Consider the following 19,973-nt stretch of genomic DNA (forward strand, 5'->3'; position numbering starts at 1 on the left):
CAACTTTGTTTCCATATTTCCTGGGAACTAGTAGAAAGTTAGGAGAAATATGGAAAATAACAACCAACGTGCCCTTTGTCAGCAACTCTGGGCGGAAAATAAATACCTTGTTTTGAGCCATTCCAGCAATATTTACAAGGACATTCGTCAGTATCTCAAGCAAGAAGTGGTGGAGCTGAGTCAGGTTCAAGAGATGATTGAACGTGCCTGCCAGATTCCAGAACACAGGGGTCAGGTTTGCAATGCCTTTCAGCATATTTGGGGCTATTTCAAAAAGAAAGCGACAGATGCCGAGCGTAAGGACTATATGCTCTTGCTGGATCGCTACCGCTTTGGTCAAGCTTCTAAGGAAGATGTGATTGATAAGACTAGAGGTTTGCTTGAACGCTATCCCAATACCTACTTGCAACATTCGACTTTACTGAAAGGAGACTCCCATGAGACTTTGGCATGAGGCTTTGATTTCACAACTTCCCCGTCCTCAACTTTTGGGGCAACATCGAGAGTGTTGCGCATTGCGTGGCAATGGCTGGGGGAGAAAGCATGCGACGGTGGACTATGTCTTTACTCACTCGCCCTATCAACTCTATGCTTATCATCGCTTGATCATGGAGGAGATGGCTAACCGTGGCTATAATGTCAGTCCAGAGTGGTTGGACAAGAACTACCGTGGTAAGACTTGCTCTTCTTATCAAGACTTAGCAGAGGAGAAGCTAGGTAAGCCCATCTATAGTGAACATGATGCAGAATACTATGAGGAGTGTTTAGCTAATCTCCGAGAGAAGGGGATTGAGCTGGAGTAAAAAATCTAATTAATAGTGTATTGAGAATTGTAAATCATATATATCTGTGTGACGAAAATCAATAAATTAAAATGTTTATTGAAGTTATTTAAATTTGATAATATAGAATAAAAGGAAAATTCAATTATGGAATTGACAATATTTGTTGATGAATCAGGGAATACTGGTAATCATTTTTTCGAATCTAATCAAAAATTTTTTACATTGGGATTTGTTATCGTACCAAATAGTAAAATTGAGATGCAGTACAATCTCATTAAGGAGTATAAGGAAAAATTATGTTTAACAGATGAGTTGAAATCTTCTAATTCAAATTTTAATTCTGAACTAAATATAAAAAATAGATTAGAGTTTTTTAATGATTTAAAAAGTAACGGAATTTACTTTGACTTTATGTGCTATGAAAAAAATATGGTCTTAGCTCAAAAAATAACTGAATGGCTATTTGATCCAAATAATAATTGCTTTATGAATAATAGAATCACAGAACCTAACTTAGGAAGGGGGGTTCGAAAAAATATTGCTGAACTATTATTTATGAGTCTATCTGAAGAACAATGGGCTGAACTTGGTGATAAATTTAGAAGAACAAATAAAAGAACTAAAGTGAGATATCTTACAGCTGATGATATTAGGAATTTGATAATGTGTTTAAAATCAGCTATAGAAAGATATAATAAAGATTTTGCCCAGTACATAGTGATTGAAGAGTTTAAAATTGATTCTATTCTAGAAGAAATTAATTGTGAGAAAGATTATTTATTGTATGAGCCGTCATTATTTTCTGCTTTAAATGATATTCTGAGTTGTTTTGAAGGAAAATTAATAATTGAATCTGATTTCCAACTTAAAATTCAAGTTATTCATGACAAGAATTCTAATGATAAACTACAGAATTCTTTATACTCGCACTTGAAATATTTCGTAGATAATATTCCTTTTCTGACCTTAGATTTTCTTTTTGTTGATTCTAAAGATGAGGAGTTAATACAAGTTGCTGATTTATTTGCGGGACATATTTCGAGAATGGTCAAGAATATAGATAGTTATTTATCTATTGAGGAATCACGAAATTTTATTTTAGAGTGTATAGATAACAAAGATTCGAAATTTGCTTTTTCATTTCAAACATGGGAGAGTATTCTCAAAAAAGCAAAAGATGAATATCAAAGTAATGACTTGACTTTAGAATTAGGTAAGTGGAGAAATTTTGTTAGGAAATACAAGTAGGTTTATAGCTAATTAGTATTTCTAATTATTACAAGAGACTGAACAAAGGAGTTTTATTAGAGAAAACCACCATATAGTCTTTTCTAATAACAAGCCATAGTCACTGATGAGAATCGTCAATAGCTCGTTTGAGTATTCCAACTAAAATACAGCCACAAAACAAGCTATACAAAGGATTTGAGACACTGGTCTCAAATCTTTTTCTGTTGTCTAAAAGAGTGATATAGTTTCAAACTATATCAAAGCCTAATTATTTACAATTATACAGACAGTTCCTTTTCTGTTAAGATAGTTTCAACAACAAATTTTGGAGGACACATCATGTCAACGACTATCATCGGTTTCCCTCGTTTGGGCGAATTCCGCGAATTAAAATTTACAACTGAGAAATACTTTAGAAAAGAAATCTCAGAAGAAGAACTCTTGGCAGCAGCAAAAGAATTGCGCGCGAAACACTGGAACATCGTCAAAGAAAAAGGCATCACTGAAATCCCATCAAATGACTTTTCTCACTATGACAACTTCCTAGATGCAGCTTTCCTTTTCAACGTGGTGCCTGCATCCGTTCAAAACTTGGACTTGTCTGACCTTGAGCGCTACTTTGCTTTGGGACGTGGTTACCAAGGAGAAAAAGGGGATGTGCGTGCCCTTCCGATGAAGAAATGGTTCAACACCAACTACCACTACATCGTTCCTAAATTTGAAAAAGACACTCAAGTTAAACTTGCAGGTCACAAGATCTTTGATGAATTCCAAGAAGCAAAAGAACTTGGATTGAACACTCGTCCTGTTCTTGTAGGTCCATTTACTTTCCTTCAATTGTCAGACTTTGAAGACGGCGTGAAAGCAGAAGACTTCGTAGATAGCTTAGTAGCTGCTTACCAAGAAGTTTTTGCTAAATTGGCGGAACTTGGTGCAACTCGTATCCAACTCGATGAAGCTGCTCTTGTCAAAGACTTGACTGCTGAAGAAAAAGCTCTCTTCTTGAACCTCTACAACAAACTCTTGGCTGACAAAAAAGGTCTTGAAGTCTTGCTTCAAACTTACTTCGGTGATGTTCGTGACGTCTACTCTGACCTTGTAAACTTGCCAGTTGATGCCATCGGTTTGGACTTCGTTGAAGGTAAGAAAACTCTTGAACTTGTGAAAGGTGGCTTCCCAGCTGACAAGACTCTCTATGCAGGTATCGTCAATGGTAAAAACATCTGGCGCAACAACTACGAAAAGAGCTTGGCTGTTCTTGAGCAAATCCCAGCTGAAAACATCGTTTTGACAAGCTCATGCTCACTTCTTCATGTGCCATTTACAACTGCTAATGAAGAATTTGAACCAGCAATCTTGAACCACTTTGCTTTTGCAGTAGAAAAATTGGAAGAACTTCGTGACTTGGATGCTATCCGCAATGGTCAAGGTGCAGAAGCTCTTGCAGCTAACAAAGAACTCTTTGCGACTGAACGTGTTGGTGAAAATGCGGAACTTCGCGCTCGTATCGCTGGATTGACAGATGCAGACTACACTCGTTTGCCAGCCTTTGCAGAACGTGAAGCTATCCAAGAAGAAGCCTTTAAACTTCCAGCTCTTCCAACAACAACTATCGGTTCATTCCCTCAAACAAAAGAAGTTCGTGCGAAGCGTTTGGCCTTCCGTAAGGGTGAATTGTCACAAGAAGAATACGATGCCTTCCTTGCTGAAACCATCGACGAATGGATCAAATGGCAAGAAGAAGTTGGATTTGACGTGCTTGTACACGGTGAGTTCGAGCGTAACGATATGGTTGAGTACTTCGGTCAAAACTTGTCAGGTTACCTCTTCTCTAAGAATGGTTGGGTACAATCTTACGGTATGCGTGGGGTGAAACCACCAATCATCTGGGGTGATGTCACTCGTCTCAACCCTATCACTGTCAAATGGTCTAGCTACGCACAAAGCCGTACTGACAAACCTGTTAAAGGTATGTTGACAGGACCTGTTACCATCCTCAACTGGTCATTCCCACGTGAAGACATCTCTATCAAGGACTCAACTCTTCAAATCGCTCTTGCCATCAAGGATGAAGTTCTTGATCTTGAAGCCGCTGGCGTGAAAATCATCCAAATCGACGAAGCTGCTCTTCGTGAGAAATTGCCACTCCGTCGTAGCGACTGGTACGAAGACTACCTTGACTGGGCAATTCCTGCCTTCCGCTTGGTACACTCTACAGTAGCGCCAGATACTCAAATCCACACTCATATGTGTTACTCAGAATTTACAGATATCATCCCAGCTATCGACAACATGGATGCGGACGTTATTTCCTTTGAAGCAAGCCGTTCAAACCTTGAAATCTTGGACGAACTCAAAGCGAAAAACTTCCAAACAGAAGTGGGACCTGGGGTTTACGATATCCACTCACCTCGTGTGCCAAACGAAGGCGAAATCGACCACACAATCGATGCTATTCTTGCCAAAGTACCAAGCAAGAAAGTTTGGATCAATCCTGACTGTGGTTTGAAAACACGTGGTATTCCAGAAACAAAAGAAAGCTTGATCCGCCTTGTTGAAGCAGCCAAAGCTGCGCGTGAGAAATTGTAAGATAGGATTTCTCTTGTGACACTGACTGATCAAGGAACTGCTTGGCCCTAGCTGCTCAGCAATCATGAAATCAAAAAGAAAAGGATAATGACTATGTCACGCCAAACGCCGTCACTTTCATTTGAAGTGTTCCCTCCAAACCCAGCTGTGGGTAATGATAAAATTATTTCAGCCCTGCAGGATATGCGGGAGCTGACACCGCACTTTATCAGTGTGACCGCCAGCAATAATAAATTTAATATCAAGGAAACAACGGTTCGATTGGCTGACTTTATCCAGAATGATTTGGCGATTCCAACCATTGCCCACTTGCCAGCTATCTATCTGACCAAGGACAAAGTTGCTGAAACCATTGCAGACTTGGATAAGGTTGGGGTACAGAAAATCTTGGCCTTGCGTGGGGATATTATCCTTGATGTAGAACCACAAAAGGATTTCCGCTACGCAACAGATTTGATTGAGTTCATCAAGGAACAAGCTCCTCACTTTGATGTTATTGGCGCTTGCTACCCAGAGGGGCACCCTGACTCTCCAAACCAAATCTCGGATATTCAAAATCTCAAGAAGAAAGTGGATGCAGGCTGTTCCAGTCTCGTGACGCAACTTTTCTTTGATAATGAGCGCTTCTATGATTTCCAAGACAAGTGTACCTTGGCAGGGATAGATGTTCCTATTCATGCGGGGATTATGCCAATTCTGAATCGAAATCAGGCTCTCCGCCTCTTGAAAACGTGTGAGAATATCCACCTTCCACGTAAATTTAAGGCCATCTTAGACAAGTATGAGCATGACCCTGAGTCGCTCAGAGCAGCAGGACTTGCCTATGCAGTGGATCAAATCGTGGACTTGGTAACCCAGGATGTCGCAGGTGTGCATCTTTACACCATGAACAATGCTGAAACAGCAAAATACATCCACCAAGCAACTCATGCCTTGTTCAACCATCAGTCTTTAGGATAATAAAAAGCAAACCATTCTTCTCAGGTGAGGGGAATGGTTCCTTTTTAATAGAAAAGCCCGCACTTTTTAAGAAAAATATGATAAAATAGACTCTGTACGTACTTGATACAAAGATGAGGGTATAAACAGATTCTTAGCTATTCAAATCTGCTATGCTATAAAAGATACAAATGCTAAAGAATAATATTTTTAAACTTTTCAAGGTATTTAGGTAGTTGAACACGGGCTAAATCCCTAGTGAAAAAGATAGATTTCCTGGTGTGCATTGCACACTGCGTCAATCTCCTATTTTCATACGGGATTCTTTACGCCCTTTGTATCCTGATTTTTGTAGGCAAGGCGTATAATTTCAGCAATCCAAAGGGGATTAAAATGACAAAACAAGTGTTTCAAACGACTTTTGCGGGTCGTGAGTTGATCGTAGAGACTGGCCAGGTTGCTAAGCAAGCAAATGGCGCAGTTGTCGTGCGTTACGGTGAGTCAACTGTCTTGACTGCAGCCGTCATGTCTAAGAAAATGGCAACTGGGGATTTCTTCCCACTTCAAGTCAACTACGAAGAAAAAATGTATGCGGCTGGGAAGTTTCCTGGTGGATTTATGAAACGTGAAGGACGTCCTTCAACAGATGCGACCTTGACAGCGCGTTTGATTGACCGTCCAATCCGTCCTATGTTTGCGGAAGGTTTCCGTAACGAAGTGCAAGTGATCAACACCGTCCTTTCTTATGATGAAAATGCCTCTGCTCCAATGGCGGCTATGTTTGGATCATCATTGGCATTGTCTATCTCAGATATTCCATTTGACGGACCAATTGCTGGGGTACAAGTGGGTTATGTGGATGGTCAAATCATCATTAACCCTACTCAAGAACAAGCTGAGCAATCGCTTCTTGAATTGACAGTAGCTGGTACCAAATACGCTATCAATATGGTTGAGTCTGGTGCCAAAGAATTGTCAGAAGAGATCATGTTGGAAGCCCTTCTGAAAGGGCACGAAGCTGTTAAAGAATTGATTGCCTTCCAAGAAGAAATCGTTGCAGCAGTTGGTAAGGAAAAAGCAGAAGTGGAATTGCTTCACGTAGATGCTGAATTACAGGCTGAAATCATCGCAGCTTACAACAGTGATCTCCAAAAAGCGGTCCAAGTAGAAGAAAAATTGGCGCGTGAAGCTGCAACTCAAGCAGTTAAGGACCAAGTGACTGCTGTTTACGAAGAAAAATATGCAGACCACGAAGAATTTGATCGTATCATGCGTGATGTGGCTGAAATCTTGGAACAAATGGAACACGCTGAAGTGCGCCGTTTGATCACAGAAGATAAGGTACGTCCTGATGGTCGTAAGGTCGATGAAATCCGTCCTTTGGATGCGGTTGTTGACTTCCTTCCTCGTGTGCACGGTTCAGGTCTCTTTACTCGTGGACAAACTCAGGCTCTTTCAGTCTTGACCTTGGCTCCGATGGGAGAAACTCAAATCATTGATGGTTTGGATCCAGAGTACAAGAAACGCTTTATGCACCACTATAACTTCCCACAATACTCTGTAGGGGAAACTGGACGCTACGGTGCGCCTGGTCGTCGTGAAATTGGTCACGGTGCTCTCGGTGAGCGTGCCCTTGCTCAAGTCTTGCCAAGTTTGGAAGAATTCCCATATGCTATCCGCTTGGTAGCTGAGGTCTTGGAATCAAATGGTTCTTCATCTCAAGCTTCTATCTGTGCGGGAACGCTTGCCCTTATGGCTGGTGGTGTGCCAATCAAGGCGCCAGTAGCTGGTATTGCCATGGGTCTCATCTCAGATGGAAATAACTACACAGTCTTGACAGATATCCAAGGTTTGGAAGATCACTTTGGAGACATGGACTTCAAGGTTGCAGGTACTCGTGACGGGATTACAGCCCTTCAAATGGATATCAAGATCCAAGGGATTACTGCAGAAATCTTGACAGAAGCCCTTGCCCAAGCCAAGAAAGCTCGTTTTGAAATCCTTGATGTGATTGAAGCAACTATTCCAGAAGTTCGTCCAGAATTGGCTCCAACTGCTCCGAAAATTGACACTATCAAGATCGATGTGGACAAGATCAAGATTGTCATCGGTAAGGGGGGAGAAACCATCGACAAGATTATTGCTGAAACAGGCGTTAAGATTGATATCGACGAAGAAGGAAATGTGTCTATCTACTCTAGCGATCAAGATGCTATTAACCGTGCCAAAGAAATCATTGCAGGTTTGGTTCGTGAAGCTAAAGTGGATGAAGTTTACCGTGCTAAAGTAGTTCGTATCGAGAAATTTGGTGCCTTTGTCAACCTCTTTGACAAGACAGATGCCCTTGTCCATATCTCAGAAATGGCTTGGACCCGTACTAATAATGTCGAAGATTTGGTAGCTATCGGAGACGAAGTCGATGTTAAGGTTATTAAGATTGATGAAAAAGGCCGTGTTGATGCTTCTATGAAGGCTCTTCTTCCCCGTCCTCCAAAACCTGAGCATGATGAAAAAGGTGAGAAGTCTGAGCGTCCTTACCGTCCACGCCATCACAAGGACCACAAACCTAAGAAAGAATTTACAGAAACACCAAAAGATTCAGAATAAGAAAAGGAGAAATGTATGGGATGGTGGCGCGAAACCATTGATATCGTAAAAGAAAATGATCCAGCGGCCCGCACCACTTTGGAGGTTTTGCTGACTTATCCAGGTGTCAAGGCCTTGGCGGCCCACCGTCTTTCGCATTTTCTCTGGAAACATGGCTTTAAACTCTTGGCGCGTATGCACAGCCAGTTTTGGCGCTTTTGGACTCAAATTGAGATTCATCCAGGTGCTCAAATCGACTCTGGAGTCTTTATCGACCACGGTTCTGGCTTGGTGATTGGGGAGACGGCTATCGTTGAGACGGGAGTTCTCCTCTATCATGGGGTGACTCTTGGGGGAACAGGGAAAGACTGTGGCAAACGCCATCCGACTGTGCGTAAAGGAGCTCTCATATCAGCACATGCCCAAGTTATTGGTCCTGTAGAAATTGGTGCAAATGCCAAGGTCGGTGCTGCAGCAGTTGTCGTAGCAGATGTACCTAGTGATGTGACGGTTGTCGGTATTCCGGCCAAGATTGTCCGTGTTCATGGTAAAAAGGATGAGCCGGCCATTCACGAAGTAGAAGAAAAACGAGAGTACTACGTCAATAAACTCGAGCAGGCTAAAGATGTAAGTCACAGATCGTCTGGTTTGTAGAGGATACCTATATGATTCAAGCAAGAAACAAGTTAAGCCAAGAGGAGTTATCTGAGGCGAAAAAACTAATTAACTGTTGCCAAAACTATGACGGTACCTATCGTGATCCCTATCTATCTAACATGCTTAATTTTGACCCAAACATGCCCGCCTTTTTCCTTTATTATGAAAAAGGCGAACTTGTTGGTCTCTTAACTGTCTATGCAGATGACCAAGATGTAGAAGTGACGATACTGGTTCATCCAGATCATCGCCGTCAGGGAATTGCGCGTGCATTGTTTACTAGTTTTGAGAGAGAAACAGCTTCTTTCTCTATTTGTTCAGTCACTTTTCAGACAGAGCGTGTTTTTCTAGACCGCCATCCTGATTTTGTCATCAACTGGGGATTGGTCGAGGACGAGGATACAGAAACCTGGTTAGGTAAGGATAGAAGACCTTATCCGTTAGAAAAGCTTTCCAATCTTGAAGTTTTGTTAGCAGATAGTTCGTATCAGGATCAAATTAGTCAGTTAAAATTTCAGGCATTCTCAGAGGAACATGAGTCTAGAGAGATTGTGGATAGATATGTCGCTGAAGCTCTGAAGGATCCAGAAAGTCGCTTATATATTTTGTTAAAAGACGGTCAGGTTATTGGAACTTGCACGGTAGATTTATCGACTAATACGAATTACTTCTACGGTTTAGCAATATCTGAACCTGAACGTGGGAAAGGCTATGGGAGCTACTTAGCAAAATCCCTTGTCAACCAACTAATTGAGCAAAATGATAAGGGATTTCAGATTGCAGTGGAAGATAGCAACGTAGGTGCCAAGCGCTTGTATGAAAAAATCGGCTTTGTCAAACAGACACAGGTAGTTTATCTGAATGAGAAAGAGTAGAAAAATGCTATTAGAAGAATTCGAAAATGTACCTGCGGTTATCGAACCAACTGATCGAAGTATTCGTGATGGTGGAGAAGTCTGTGACACGATTATTTTATCTTTTAATGGAGAAATCGTTGAACGAGTAAAGCAGTTTGAAGATGTTTATGAAGGTGGCTATCTAACCAATCTAAATGGCAGACTTCCATGGTATATCTATGAAAAAGATGGGAGTAAGGTAGCAGTTGCTATAGCTACGATTGGAGCCCCGATGGTTGTTGGACTCTTAGAAGAACTCAAAGCAAGAGGATTTAAGAACTTTATTGTGTTGGGTTCTTGCGGAGTTCTAGATCAGTCTATTCAGGCAGATAAGATTATCCTACCAAGTTCAGCTCTACGTGATGAAGGTACAAGTTACCATTACGCTCCTGCAAGTGATGAGATAGCTTATGACGAAACTTTGCTCTTAACCATGGAAGAAGCTTTGAACAAATCTGGCATTGAGCACATTCGAACAAAGGCTTGGACGACTGATGCTTTCTATCGTGAAACAGCCGATAAGGTCAAACGTAGATTAGCAGCAGGTGCGACTGTTGTGGATATGGAAGCTTCTGCAATCATTGCTTGGACGCAATTTCGACAAGCAAAAGTCTATCAATTTTTTTATACGGCTGATTATGTTGACCATCACAATCATGAGTGGGATGCAAGACATGAAGAAAGAAAAGCAGATGCTATGACTTTCTTTGAGATAGCATTAGTAATTGCTAGAGAGTTGGATTGAAACTACTTTTTACGATAAACAAGAAACAGAAAGGAGACAGTGAATGATTAAAATCTATGACACCATGTCTCGTGATTTGCGAGAATTTGTCCCTATCGAGGACGGCAAGGTTAAGATGTATGTCTGTGGGCCAACCGTCTATAACTATATCCATGTGGGGAATGCCCGTTCAACAGTGGCTTTTGATACCATTCGTCGTTACTTTGAATACCGCGGTTACGAAGTTGCCTATATTTCCAACTTTACGGATGTGGATGATAAGATTATTAACCGTGCCAAGGAAGAAGGCATCACGCCTCAGGAGGTTGCGGATAAGTACATCGCTGCCTTTCGTGAGGATGTGACAGCCTTGGGCGTAAAACCTGCGACTCGCCATCCACGTGTAGTAGAGTTTATGGAGGACATCATCCGTTTTGTGGAAGACTTGATCGAGAAAGGCTTTGCCTATGAGAGTCAAGGGGACGTTTACTTCCGTGTGGAAAAATCCCACAACTATGCTAAATTGGCCAATAAAACCTTGGAAGATTTGGAGCTGGGTGCTTCAGGTCGTACCGATGAAGAAACGGCTCGCAAGGAAAATCCTGTAGACTTTGCCCTTTGGAAAGCTGCAAAACCAGGCGAGATTTCTTGGGATAGTCCTTGGGGGCCTGGTCGTCCGGGCTGGCATATCGAGTGTTCGGTCATGTCGACAGAGATTTTGGGAGATACCATTGATATTCACGGTGGTGGAGCCGATCTGGAGTTTCCGCATCATACCAATGAAATTGCCCAGTCAGAAGCTAAAACAGGCAAGACTTTTGCCAACTACTGGATGCACAATGGTTTTGTCAATATTGACAATGTCAAGATGTCTAAATCCTTGGGGAATTTCATCACAGTCCATGATGCCCTCAAAACCATTGATGGGCAAGTGCTTCGTTTCTTCTTTGCCACTCAGCATTACCGCAAGCCAATCAACTTTACGGAAAAAGCAGTGCGAGACGCTGAGACCAATCTCAAGTATTTGAAGAACACTTATGAGCAACCATTTACAGGAAAAGTGGATGTCAAAGAGTTACAAGCCTTTAAAGATAAGTTTGTAGCTGTTATGGATGAGGATTTCAACTCTGCCAACGGTATCACAGTAGTCTTTGAAATGGCCAAATGGATCAATTCTGGCAACTATGATGCAAGTGTTAAGGAAGCTCTTGCGGATATGTTAGAAGTCTTCGGAATTGTCTTTGTCGAGGAAGTTTTGGATGCAGATATCGAGGCCTTGATCCAAAAACGCCAAGAAGCGCGTGCCAATCGTGGCTTTGCGACAGCAGACAAAATCCGTGACCAATTGGCGGCTCAAGGAATTAAGCTCCTTGACACCAAGGATGGAGTGAGGTGGACACGTGATTGATGTCAATCTCATTAACGGGATTGCGTTAGCTTTTGAGGGGGATGCGGTGTATTCTATGTATATTCGCCGCCACCTCATCCTCAAAGGTATGACCAAACCCAATAAACTTCACCAAGAGGCGACCAAGTATGTCTCAGCCAAGGCTCAGGCTCGCTTGATTTCTCTCATGCTAGAGGACCATATTCTCACTGAAAAAGAAGAAGAAATCTATAAACGTGGTCGCAATACCAATAGCCACACAAAGGCTAAAAATGCTGATGTGGTGACTTACCGCATGTCTACTGGCTTTGAAGCGGTCATGGGCTATCTCCATCTGACTGAAAATGTGGAGCGTCTAGAGACCTTAATTTCTTGGTGCATCCAAAAAGTGGAGGGCTAGGGCATGATTGCAAAAGAACTACAAGACTGGTTTCCTGAGGCTCAGATTTTAGATCAACCAGTAGAGAAACCAGGCTATCTCACTCTCCCTTTGTCTTCTCAGCAGTGGATTTTGCTGGAGGAAGCTGGGCTCAGCGAGCGTGAAAAGCAGCTGGTTGCCCTTTTGACCCAGCAGGATCAGGCTCATTCGCTCAATCCTTGGTATCCCTATCTGATTGAGGGGAAGGGGCAGGCGCCTCAAACTTTTAAAAAGATTCAGCTGGTTTATTGCCATCTGTCTTATTACCAACAGGAAAATCTAGCCTCTTGGCTGGATATGATGCAAACTCTCTTTCCCAACTGCCAGACAGTGTTACAAGTCGGTGCTCAGGACTATGTTTTTGTGCTTCAACAAGATAAGTACACTTCTGTAAGAGCTATTTTAAGTGATACGATTGAAGCAGTGGAGTACGATTTTGGACTTCGTCTCTCTATCATGTTAGGCCAGGTGTGGTCTCAGACAGGACATCAAGCCCTATCAGACTTAATCAAAGCAGAGCGAGATTTGTTTAAGACTTGGTGGCGCCAAGGTCATCAAGGTGTTCACACCTTTTCACAGCTCTATCTATGGAGTATGGGGGAAAGACTTGTGGAACTGAGAGTCATTAAAGAATGCCTGCATCAGATGATTTTGGATCAGGATCAGATTCAGGAAATTATCCTTTCTCTCTGGGAAAACAGTGCGGTCTTAACTAAAACAGCCCAGCAACTCTATCTGCACCGCAATTCTCTCCAATACAAGATTGATAGATGGGAAGAATTGACAGGGCTACAGTTGAAGGAATTGACCGACTTGACCTTGTGTTATCAGTTGATTTTACCAGATATTCTCTAAAGTTTTGTGCAAGTTGCACAGAACTTTTTTATTTTTTTGGTCACCTTGCCATAGAAAAGTAAAGCGTTTTCATATATAATAAAACTATCAAAAGACAAAAGGAGTTCACCTCGATGGTAGAATTAAATCTTAAAAACATTTACAAAAAATATCCAAACAGCGAACACTACTCAGTTGAAGACTTCAACTTGGACATCAAAGACAAAGAATTTATTGTTTTCGTAGGTCCTTCAGGATGTGGTAAATCAACAACTCTTCGTATGATTGCTGGTCTTGAAGATATCACAGAAGGTACTGCATCTATCGATGGCGTGGTTGTCAACGACGTAGCTCCAAAAGACCGTGACATCGCCATGGTATTCCAAAACTACGCTCTTTACCCACACATGACTGTATATGACAACATGGCTTTCGGTTTGAAATTGCGTAAATACAGCAAGGAAGACATCGACAAACGTGTGCAAGAAGCAGCAGCAATCCTTGGTTTGAAAGAATTTTTGGATCGTAAACCTGCTGACCTTTCAGGTGGTCAACGTCAACGTGTTGCCATGGGTCGTGCCATCGTCCGTGATGCAAAAGTATTCTTGATGGACGAACCTTTGTCAAACTTGGATGCAAAACTTCGTGTATCAATGCGTGCTGAAATTGCGAAGATTCACCGTCGTATCGGTGCTACAACTATCTACGTAACTCACGACCAAACAGAAGCGATGACACTTGCAGACCGTATCGTTATCATGTCAGCAACTAAGAACCCTGCTGGTACAGGTACTATCGGACGTGTTGAACAAATCGGAACTCCTCAAGAAGTTTACAAAAACCCAGTTAATAAATTTGTAGCAGGATTTATCGGAAGCCCAGCTATGAACTTCATCAATGTGAAATTAGAAGGTAATGAAATTGTTTCAGACGGTTTCCGCTTGAAAGTTCCAGAAGGTGCTTTGAAAGTTCTTCGTGAAAAAGGCTACGAAGGAAAAGAATTGATCTTCGGTATCCGTCCAGAAGACGTGAATGCAGAACCTGCTTTCCTTGAAACATTCCCAGAATCAGTTGTCAAAGCTACTATCTCAGTATCAGAATTGCTTGGTTCAGAATCTCACCTTTACTGCCAAGTTGGTAAAGACGAATTTGTTGCCAAAGTAGATGCTCGTGACTACTTGCAAACAGGTGCGACAGTTGAACTTGGATTTGACTTGAACAAAGCACACTTCTTCGACGTAGAAACTGAAAAAACAGTTTACTAAGCAAATGAAATGTCAAAACACTGCTAGAGAAATCTGGCAGTGTTTTTTTAATGATTGGTATTGGCATAAAAACAGGCTTTTCTAGTTTTCATATCCTTAAAAAAGTGATAAAATGGTAGGAAGAATTGGAGAGTATAGATGCCGAAAGAAGTGAATTTGACGGGCGATCAGGTAGTCGCTTTAACGAGAGAATATTTAACAAAGGAAGACGTTGCTTTTGTACAAAAAGCATTGATTTATGCGGTGGATTGTCACAGTGGTCAATATCGCAAATCAGGTGAGCCCTATATTATCCATCCCATTCAGGTGGCAGGAATTCTGGCTAAGCTCAAGCTGGATGCCGTAACCGTCGCCTGTGGTTTTTTGCATGACGTTGTTGAAGACACAGATGCGACACTGGATGATTTGGAGAGAGAGTTCGGTCATGATGTTCGGATTATCGTTGATGGGGTGACCAAACTTGGTAAGGTTGAGTACAAATCACTTGAGGAACAATTAGCTGAAAATCACCGCAAGATGCTTATGGCCATGTCTGAGGATATCCGTGTTATCTTGGTTAAATTATCGGACCGTTTGCACAATATGCGGACTCTCAAACACCTGCGAAAGGACAAGCAAGAACGGATCTCCAGAGAAACCATGGAAATTTACGCACCACTTGCTCATCGTCTAGGAATTTCAAGTGTCAAGTGGGAGTTGGAAGATCTATCTTTCCGTTACCTCAATCCAACTGAGTTTTACAAGATCACCCACATGATGAAGGAGAAACGTAGAGAGCGAGAGGCTTTGGTCGATGAAGTCGTAACCAAGTTGGAAGAGTATGCTACCGAACGCAATCTCAAAGGGAAAATCTATGGCCGTCCTAAGCATATCTATTCGATCTATCGCAAGATGCAGGATAAGAAGAAACGCTTTGAGGAGATTTATGACCTGATTGCCATTCGCTGTATCTTAGATACCCAGAGTGATGTCTATGCCATGTTGGGTTATGTGCATGAACTTTGGAAACCCATGCCAGGCCGCTTCAAAGACTATATCGCCAATCGTAAGGCCAATGGTTACCAGTCCATCCATACAACCGTTTATGGGCCAAAAGGGCCGATTGAATTCCAGATTCGGACCAAGGAAATGCACGAAGTGGCTGAGTACGGGGTAGCAGCTCACTGGGCCTATAAGAAAGGCATTAAAGGGCAGGTCAACAGCAAGGAATCTGCTATTGGGATGAACTGGATCAAGGAGATGATGGAGCTCCAAGACCAGGCTGATGATGCCAAGGAATTTGTGGACTCTGTTAAAGAAAACTATCTGGCGGAGGAGATTTACGTTTTTACCCCAGATGGTGCAGTTCGCTCCCTTCCAAAAGATTCAGGACCGATTGACTTTGCCTATGAAATCCATACCAAAGTCGGTGAAAAAGCGACCGGTGCCAAGGTCAATGGACGTATGGTTCCACTGACAACCAAGCTTAAGACAGGGGATCAGGTTGAAATTATCACCAACCCTAACTCCTTTGGTCCGAGTCGTGACTGGCTCAACATGGTCAAGACCAGCAAGGCGCGCAACAAGATTCGTCAGTTCTTTAAAAATCAAGACAAGGAATTATCCGTTAACAAGGGCCGTGAAATGTTGATGGCCCAATTCCAAGAAAACGGCTATGTAGCCAATAAGTTTATGGACAAGCGCCATATGGATGAGGTTCTTCAAAAGACCAGCTACAAGACAGAGGAAGCCCTCTATGCAGCCATTGGTTTTGGAGAAATTGGCGCTATTACCGTCTTTAACCGTTTGACAGAAAAGGAACGTCGTGAGGAAGAGCGTGCCAAGGCCAAAGCGGAGGCAGAAGAGCTTGTCAAAGGTGGCGAAGTTAAGGTCGAGAACAAAGAAACCCTCAAGGTCAAGCATGAGGGTGGTGTGGTCATTGAAGGTGCTTCAGGTCTCCTAGTTCGGATTGCCAAGTGTTGCAATCCAGTGCCGGGTGACGACATTGTCGGCTACATTACCAAGGGACGAGGTGTAGCTATTCATCGTGTGGACTGTATGAATCTCCGTGCCCAAGAAAACTACGAGCAACGTCTCCTTGATGTGGAATGGGAAGATCAATTCTCAAGCAAGGAATACACTGCCCACATCGATATCTATGGTCTCAATCGTACAGGGCTTTTGAACGATGTTTTACAAGTTCTCTCCAACACAACTAAGAATATCTCGACCGTTAATGCTCAACCAACTAAGGATATGAAATTTGCCAATATCCATGTCTCCTTTGGTATTTCCAACCTCTCTACACTGACCACAGTCGTGGACAAGATTAAGAGTGTGCCAGAGGTTTACTCCGTCAAACGGACCAACGGCTAATTCTCCTAGCTCTTGCTAGAAAGGCTATTATGAAAATCATTATCCAACGGGTTAAAAAAGCTCAAGTCAGTATCGAAGGTCAGGTTCATGGAAAAATTAATCAGGGACTCTTATTACTGGTCGGTGTTGGCACAGAGGACCAAGAGGAAGATTTGGACTATGCTGTGAGAAAGCTTGTCAATATGCGAATTTTTTCAGACGCAGAAGGCAAGATGAATCTGTCTATCAAGGATATTGAGGGGGAAATCCTTTCTATTTCTCAGTTTACTCTCTTTGCGGATACCAAGAAAGGCAATCGTCCCGCCTTTACAGGAGCAGCCAAGCCGGATATGGCAGCTGCCTTCTATGAGGCTTTCAACCAAAAGCTAGCTCAGGAAGTGCCCGTTCAGACAGGCGTCTTTGGAGCGGATATGCAGGTGGAGCTGGTAAATGATGGGCCAGTTACCATCATTCTTGATACTAAAAATAGATAAGAAAACCAAGCCCAGCTGGCTTGGTTTTTGTTTATAGACACTCCCAGAAAGAGGTATGTTTGTTGTAAAAGTCTGGATAGTTTTCTCTTAGGTGGCTAGCCGTTATATAATATAAAGTAGAATGACAGGAAGTAAAGACTGGAGTAAGAGAGTAGAAATATTGAGGGCCAGTGATGGATAAAAAGACAAATAATAGAAAATCGCTGATGAGCACTCCTAAATAGTAGAAGCGAATTTTTTGGTTCATCTGAGGATAAATCTCAGAGAAATGTTTTTTGAGTCGATTGACCAAGCGAAATAGCAGTAGTCCTTGAGCAAGGATGAAAATGAAGCAAAAAATCAGGCCTCTCTCCAAAGAAAGTTCGTATCGGGGTCTGAAAGTTACCAACAGTAGCAAATCGCTGACTACAATGGCTGCAAAATGGATTCTAAAGAGCTTTTTCATAGGAAGACCTCCCTCTTTTATCTAGCTTCATTCTACATCAAACGAATGGAACTTACAACTAAAATAATAAAAAATCCCTGAAAGGAATTTCTTTCAAGGATAAGGGCTTAGTTGATTTTTTCGACATAGAGTTGTTTGGCGATATCGATGCTAACTTGGAGGTCTTCGTCTTTGTTGACCAGAGTAAAGGTATTGGAGAAATCATCAAACTGCTTGACTTGGACTTGGTCACCGATATGGATCTCATGCTTTTCTAAGTATTTAAGCAGATCAAAGCTATCATGAACGCGAGTTAGGAGATAGGTGCCGGCTTCTTTGGCATCTGCTAGAGGTAGGTTGTTGATTTCAACCAAGAGCTCTCCCTTAGCTGGGATGGTTCCTCCGTGGGGGCAGGTTTTAGGGAAGCCCAGCAGTTTATCCAGTCTCTCTACGAAGAGGTCGGATACAGTGTGCTCTAGGACCTCAGCTTCTTCGTGGATCTGATCGCTGGTATAGTCGAGATGGTGAACTAGAAAGACTTCAATCAACCGGTGTTTGCGATAGAGTTCTGAGACCAGTTTGAGGCCAATATCTGTCAATAGGTAGCCATTCTCCTTGTCCTTGAGGATGAGATTTTCATTTTTCATGCGTTTGATCATCTCTGTTACGGCAGGTGGAGAGACTTGCATACGGGTAGCAATTTCTTTATTGGTGATTTTTTGCATTTCCGTACCGATTTCATAAATACATTTTAGATAATCTTCTTTATTTGGCGTCATTCGTTTCCTCTTGTCTTTTCTCTCCATCTAGTATATCAAAAAAAGCTAGATTTCTCTAGCCTTCTGCCCTAATGGCTTTGATTTTAGTCCAGTTCTTTCACTGCAGCAATGGCAGCTTCAAAGTCTGGTTCCGTGTTGATGTTGTCAACGTATTCTACGTAACGGATGACATTGTCAGTATCGAGAACAAAGACGGCACGTGCAAGGAGATGCCACTCGTTAATCAAAAGGGCATAATCGCGTCCGAAAGAATGGTCAAAGTAGTCTGAGAGCATGATGGCATTGTCAAGGCCTTCAGCCCCACACCAGCGTCCTTGGGCAAATGGTAGGTCCATAGAAACAGTAAGAACGACGGTGTTGTCAAGGTTGGCAAGTTCTTGGTTGAATCGACGTGTTTGCGTTGAGCAGACACCAGTATCGATAGAAGGGACAACACTCAAGACTTTTTTCTTTCCATCAAAGTCAGCTAGCGTTTTTTTAGAGAGATCGGTTGTTGTAAGAGAAAAGTCAAGTGCCTTGTCTCCGACTTGCAGTTGTTTACCTGTAAAAGTTACAGGATTTCCGAGAAAAGTGGTCATGAAACTACTCCATTCTTTTTTCTTTTATTTTACCGAGAATTGTCAGATTTTTCCAATGATTTGACTGGAAATTAAGCGATAAAAAAACGCCCATTCACGTGAGAACGACGTTTTTTAGTGGATTACTTAGACAAACCTTCAGCGATCTTGTCAAGGTTGTATTTCATCATGCTGTAGTAGCTGTCGCCTTCTTTGCCTTCTTCAGCGATTGAGTCAGTAAAGATTTGTGCGTAGATTGGGATGTTTGTGTCTTGTGAAACAGTCTTCATTGGACGGTCATCGACACTTGATTCAACAAAGAGTGATGGAATTTTTGTTTGGCGAAGTTTTTCAACCAAGGTTTTGATTTGTTCAGGAGTACCTTCTTCTTCCGTGTTGATTTCCCAGATGTAGGCACTTGGAACACCGTAGGCTTTAGAGAAGTATTTGAAGCATCCTTCGCTGGTTACGATGAGTTTCTTCTCAGCAGGGATATTGTTAAATTTCTCTTTGGCTTCCTTGTCCAGTTTGTCTAGTTTTTCAGTATAGTCTTTGAGATTTTTTTCGTAGAATTCCTTGTTGCTAGGGTCCTTGGCAATGAGCTGTTTAGCGATATTTTTAGCATAAATCATCCCATTTTCAAGGTTGAGCCAAGCGTGTGGGTCTTCTTTGCCTTTCTCGTTTTGGCCTTCAAGGTAGATAACATCAACGCCTTCGCTGACTGCAAAGTAGTCTTTGTTTTCAGTTTTCTTGGCATTTTCGACCAATTTGGTAAACCAAGCATTGCCACCTGTTTCAAGGTTGATACCGTTATAGAAAATCAAGTCAGCTTGAGAAGTTTTCTTAACGTCTTCAGGAAGTGGTTCGTATTCGTGTGGGTCTTGACCAACAGGAACGATACTGTGAAGATCAATCTTGTCACCAGCGATATTCTTGGTAATATCAGCGATGATTGAGTTTGTAGCAACAACTTTTAGTTTTTGACCAGAAGCTGCATCTTTTTTTCCGCTAGTACATGCGACAAGAGCAATAACAGAAAGAAAGAGAACAAGCAATGTACCTAATTTTTTCATTA

At 42.1% G+C, this 19,973-nt stretch carries 19 protein-coding genes; 15 read left to right on the forward strand and 4 right to left on the reverse strand.

Annotation, left to right across the window (positions count from 1 at the left end; genetic code table 11):
• Positions 1-49: 49 nt before the first annotated feature.
• From MK396_RS02990 to dtd, 15 genes are all read left to right on the forward strand, one after another.
• Positions 50-454: a YbgA family protein gene (locus MK396_RS02990; protein ID WP_268723606.1), complete on the forward strand. Its 405-nt coding sequence runs from the start codon at positions 50-52 to the stop codon at positions 452-454.
• Entirely contained in the window at positions 438-803 is a 366-nt protein-coding gene (locus tag MK396_RS02995) for a TIGR02328 family protein (protein WP_268723607.1), read from the forward strand. The genes MK396_RS02990 and MK396_RS02995 overlap by 17 nt, the downstream gene beginning before the upstream one ends.
• Before the next feature lie 126 nt (positions 804-929).
• Complete coding sequence (locus MK396_RS03000) at positions 930-2,033, forward strand: DUF3800 domain-containing protein (protein WP_268723608.1); 1,104 nt, start codon at positions 930-932, stop codon at positions 2,031-2,033.
• A 321-nt stretch (positions 2,034-2,354) separates the two neighbouring features.
• Positions 2,355-4,604 (forward strand): 5-methyltetrahydropteroyltriglutamate--homocysteine S-methyltransferase, encoded by a 2,250-nt coding sequence (gene metE, locus MK396_RS03005; RefSeq protein WP_268723609.1) that lies wholly within the window; start codon positions 2,355-2,357, stop codon positions 4,602-4,604.
• A gap of 93 nt (positions 4,605-4,697) precedes the next feature.
• Positions 4,698-5,564: a methylenetetrahydrofolate reductase [NAD(P)H] gene (gene metF, locus MK396_RS03010; protein WP_268723610.1), complete on the forward strand. Its 867-nt coding sequence runs from the start codon at positions 4,698-4,700 to the stop codon at positions 5,562-5,564.
• A gap of 372 nt (positions 5,565-5,936) precedes the next feature.
• Positions 5,937-8,150 (forward strand): polyribonucleotide nucleotidyltransferase, encoded by a 2,214-nt coding sequence (pnp, locus tag MK396_RS03015; protein WP_268723611.1) that lies wholly within the window; start codon positions 5,937-5,939, stop codon positions 8,148-8,150.
• 15 nt (positions 8,151-8,165) lie between these two features.
• Positions 8,166-8,783, forward strand: coding sequence for a serine O-acetyltransferase (gene cysE / locus MK396_RS03020; RefSeq protein WP_268723612.1), 618 nt, complete (start codon positions 8,166-8,168; stop codon positions 8,781-8,783).
• A gap of 11 nt (positions 8,784-8,794) precedes the next feature.
• Positions 8,795-9,661, forward strand: coding sequence for a GNAT family N-acetyltransferase (locus MK396_RS03025; protein WP_268723613.1), 867 nt, complete (start codon positions 8,795-8,797; stop codon positions 9,659-9,661).
• A 4-nt stretch (positions 9,662-9,665) separates the two neighbouring features.
• On the forward strand, positions 9,666-10,427 hold the full coding sequence (locus MK396_RS03030; RefSeq protein ID WP_268723614.1) for a nucleoside phosphorylase: 762 nt from the start codon (positions 9,666-9,668) through the stop codon (positions 10,425-10,427).
• Between the two features lie 43 nt (positions 10,428-10,470).
• Positions 10,471-11,814 carry a cysteine--tRNA ligase gene (cysS, locus tag MK396_RS03035; protein WP_254725066.1) on the forward strand — a complete coding sequence of 448 codons (1,344 nt, stop codon included), beginning with the start codon at positions 10,471-10,473 and terminating at the stop codon, positions 11,812-11,814.
• Positions 11,807-12,193 carry a Mini-ribonuclease 3 gene (locus MK396_RS03040; protein ID WP_254725067.1) on the forward strand — a complete coding sequence of 129 codons (387 nt, stop codon included), beginning with the start codon at positions 11,807-11,809 and terminating at the stop codon, positions 12,191-12,193. Before cysS ends, MK396_RS03040 begins: the two co-directional genes overlap by 8 nt.
• 3 nt (positions 12,194-12,196) lie before the next feature.
• Positions 12,197-13,066: a helix-turn-helix domain-containing protein gene (locus MK396_RS03045; protein ID WP_254725068.1), complete on the forward strand. Its 870-nt coding sequence runs from the start codon at positions 12,197-12,199 to the stop codon at positions 13,064-13,066.
• A gap of 113 nt (positions 13,067-13,179) precedes the next feature.
• Positions 13,180-14,310, forward strand: a complete 1,131-nt coding sequence (locus MK396_RS03050; RefSeq protein ID WP_000229937.1) for an ABC transporter ATP-binding protein — start codon at positions 13,180-13,182, stop codon at positions 14,308-14,310.
• Between the two features lie 138 nt (positions 14,311-14,448).
• Positions 14,449-16,665 carry a RelA/SpoT family protein gene (locus MK396_RS03055; RefSeq protein ID WP_247931302.1) on the forward strand — a complete coding sequence of 739 codons (2,217 nt, stop codon included), beginning with the start codon at positions 14,449-14,451 and terminating at the stop codon, positions 16,663-16,665.
• A gap of 29 nt (positions 16,666-16,694) precedes the next feature.
• Positions 16,695-17,138, forward strand: a complete 444-nt coding sequence (gene dtd, locus MK396_RS03060; RefSeq protein WP_268723615.1) for a D-aminoacyl-tRNA deacylase — start codon at positions 16,695-16,697, stop codon at positions 17,136-17,138.
• 31 nt (positions 17,139-17,169) lie between these two features.
• Here dtd and MK396_RS03065 read toward each other — a convergent pair whose 3' ends face one another.
• The 4 genes from MK396_RS03065 to MK396_RS03080 all read right to left on the reverse strand — a co-directional run bounded on the left by MK396_RS03065 (position 17,170) and on the right by MK396_RS03080 (position 19,971).
• Complete coding sequence (locus MK396_RS03065) at positions 17,170-17,583, reverse strand: hypothetical protein (protein WP_268723616.1); 414 nt, start codon at positions 17,581-17,583, stop codon at positions 17,170-17,172.
• A 107-nt stretch (positions 17,584-17,690) separates the two neighbouring features.
• The gene (locus MK396_RS03070; RefSeq protein WP_268723617.1) at positions 17,691-18,341 is read right to left on the reverse strand and encodes a metal-dependent transcriptional regulator; all 651 of its coding nucleotides are present in this window, start codon (positions 18,339-18,341) and stop codon (positions 17,691-17,693) included.
• Positions 18,342-18,424: 83 nt separating this feature from the next.
• Positions 18,425-18,919: a thiol peroxidase gene (gene tpx / locus MK396_RS03075; protein WP_000206541.1), complete on the reverse strand. Its 495-nt coding sequence runs from the start codon at positions 18,917-18,919 to the stop codon at positions 18,425-18,427.
• A gap of 122 nt (positions 18,920-19,041) precedes the next feature.
• On the reverse strand, positions 19,042-19,971 hold the full coding sequence (locus MK396_RS03080) for a metal ABC transporter substrate-binding protein (protein WP_268723618.1): 930 nt from the start codon (positions 19,969-19,971) through the stop codon (positions 19,042-19,044).
• Between the last annotated feature and the right edge of the window lie 2 nt (positions 19,972-19,973).

This window comes from Streptococcus oralis, from assembly GCF_026782235.1.
Lineage (GTDB): Bacteria > Bacillota > Bacilli > Lactobacillales > Streptococcaceae > Streptococcus > Streptococcus oralis_CC.